Origin of the sequence: Nocardioides sp. (assembly GCF_036401255.1) — a bacterium.
In the GTDB taxonomy this organism is placed as follows: domain Bacteria; phylum Actinomycetota; class Actinomycetes; order Propionibacteriales; family Nocardioidaceae; genus Nocardioides.
The window spans coordinates 1-1804 of record NZ_DASWVI010000048.1; the positions used below are offsets into that span (position 1 = coordinate 1).

The following is a 1804-nucleotide window of genomic DNA, read 5'->3' on the forward strand; positions in this document are numbered from 1 at the left end:
CCAGGGCGTCGGCCTCGGCGTGCGGGGTGCCCGCGCCGCGGTGGTGGCCCTCCGCGACCGTGCCGCCGTCGTCGTCGAGGAACACGCAGCCGACGCGGGGGTTGGGCCCCAGCGGCACGCCGGGGGTCGCGGCCAGCTCGAGGGCGCGCCGCATGGCCGCCTGCTCGGCTGCGGTGAACGTCATCCGGTCTGCCCCTCGTGTCCGCTCGCGGGACTCCGGGGCCGACGGTCCGTCCGCGCGTGAGGACACGTGCGGACGACACCTGCGTGCGCTTCCCATCCGGACTTTCACCGTCGGTCCAGGACTCTCACCTGGTCAACCGGTCACTGGCTGTGACCGGGTCGCGGACTTCTGGGCCTCAACCCAGTCACCGCCGGTTCGGAATTACACCGACCCCAGAGCACGCGAGTTCGAGAACTCGTCGAGGTCGAGTGTGCCACAGCAGCGGTCGCGATCCGCCTGCCGTCCACGTGGCGCGCCTCACGTGGGATCACCCGAGCCGCCGCGTGCTGCGGTTTGGTCACCAACGACATCCTCGGGGCCGGTGTGTCTGCCGTTGGTGACCAAACGGCACAGACTCCGCCAGCGGCGGGCAGGGACGCGGGTCAGCTCGCGGCGGCCTCGGCCCGCGCACGCAGCTCGGCGACCATCCGGTCGGGGTCGTCGGCGGAGTAGACGGCCGACCCGGCGACGAACGTGTCGGCGCCGGCCTCGACGCAGCGCTCGATGGTGTCGAGGCTGATGCCGCCGTCGACCTGGAGCCAGGTCTCCACGCCGTGCTTGTCCATGAGCTCCCGGGCCCGGCGGATCTTCGGCAGGCACAGGTCGAGGAACCTCTGCCCGCCGAAGCCCGGCTCGACGGTCATGATCAGGAGCATGTCGAGCTCGGGGAGCAGCTCCTCGTAGGGCTCGACCGGCGTCGCGGGGCGCAGCGCCATGCTCGCGCGGGCGCCGTGGGCGCGGATCTCGCGGGCCAGCCGGACGGGCGCGCGGGCCGCCTCGACGTGGAAGGTCACCGAGCCGCACCCGGCCTCGACGTACGCCAGCGCGTTGCGGTCGGCGTCCTCGATCATCAGGTGCGCGTCGAGGGGCACGTCGGTGGAGCGCGCGAGCGCCTCGATCATGGTCGGCCCGAACGTGAGGTTGGGGACGAAGTGGTTGTCCATCACGTCCACGTGCACCCAGTCGGCGCTGGGGATCCGCGCGACCTCCGCGCCGAGCGCGGCGAAGTCGGCGTTGAGGATGCTCGGGGTGATCTGGATGCCCACGCGCCGATCCTAGGGTTCGGGCTCGCCGGGCGCCTCCGCGCCCTCGCGGTCGTCGCGCTCGGCCCACTCCAGCAGCGGCGCGATGTCGTAGGGGCCGCGGCCGCCGCCGTCGTCGATGTCGGCGTGCAGGTCGCCGAGCTCGGCGAACCGCTGGGGCACCGTGAAGATCGTGAAGTCCCGCGGGTCCGCATGGTCGACCTCGTCCCAGCGGATCGGTGTGGACACCCGGGCGTCCGGGAGGCCGCGGACGGAGTACGCCGCCGCGATGGTGTGGTCGCGGGCGTTCTGGTTGTAGTCCACGAAGACCGTGCTCGGGTCGCGGTCCTTGCGCCACCAGGTGAGGTCGACGTCGTCGGGGGCGCGGCGCTCGACCTCGCGGGCGAACGCCCACGCGGCGCGGCGTACGTCCTTGAAGCCGTGGTCGGGGCGGATCCGGACATAGACGTGCAGACCCTTGCTGCCACTGGTCTTCGGGAAGCCGACGACGCCCAGCTCGTCGAGGACCTCGTGGACGACGTGGGCGACCCGGCGGACC

The 1804-nt window shown here is 72.6% G+C and carries 2 protein-coding genes, 1 pseudogene and 1 riboswitch; all 3 genes and pseudogenes read right to left on the reverse strand.

Annotated elements, in window-relative coordinates:
- A pseudogene (locus tag VGD85_RS02360) lies at positions 1–184 on the reverse strand (riboflavin biosynthesis protein RibD); the annotation flags it as partial.
- A gap of 79 nt (positions 185–263) precedes the next feature.
- Positions 264–409: riboswitch (FMN riboswitch) on the reverse strand.
- Positions 410–606: 197 nt separating this feature from the next.
- Positions 607–1269: a ribulose-phosphate 3-epimerase gene (gene rpe / locus VGD85_RS02365; RefSeq protein WP_331061844.1), complete on the reverse strand. Its 663-nt coding sequence runs from the start codon at positions 1267–1269 to the stop codon at positions 607–609.
- Positions 1270–1278: 9 nt separating this feature from the next.
- Positions 1279–1804, reverse strand: a 526-nt coding sequence (locus VGD85_RS02370; RefSeq protein WP_331061845.1) for a DNA primase small subunit domain-containing protein, incomplete at its 5' end; no start/stop codon positions are given.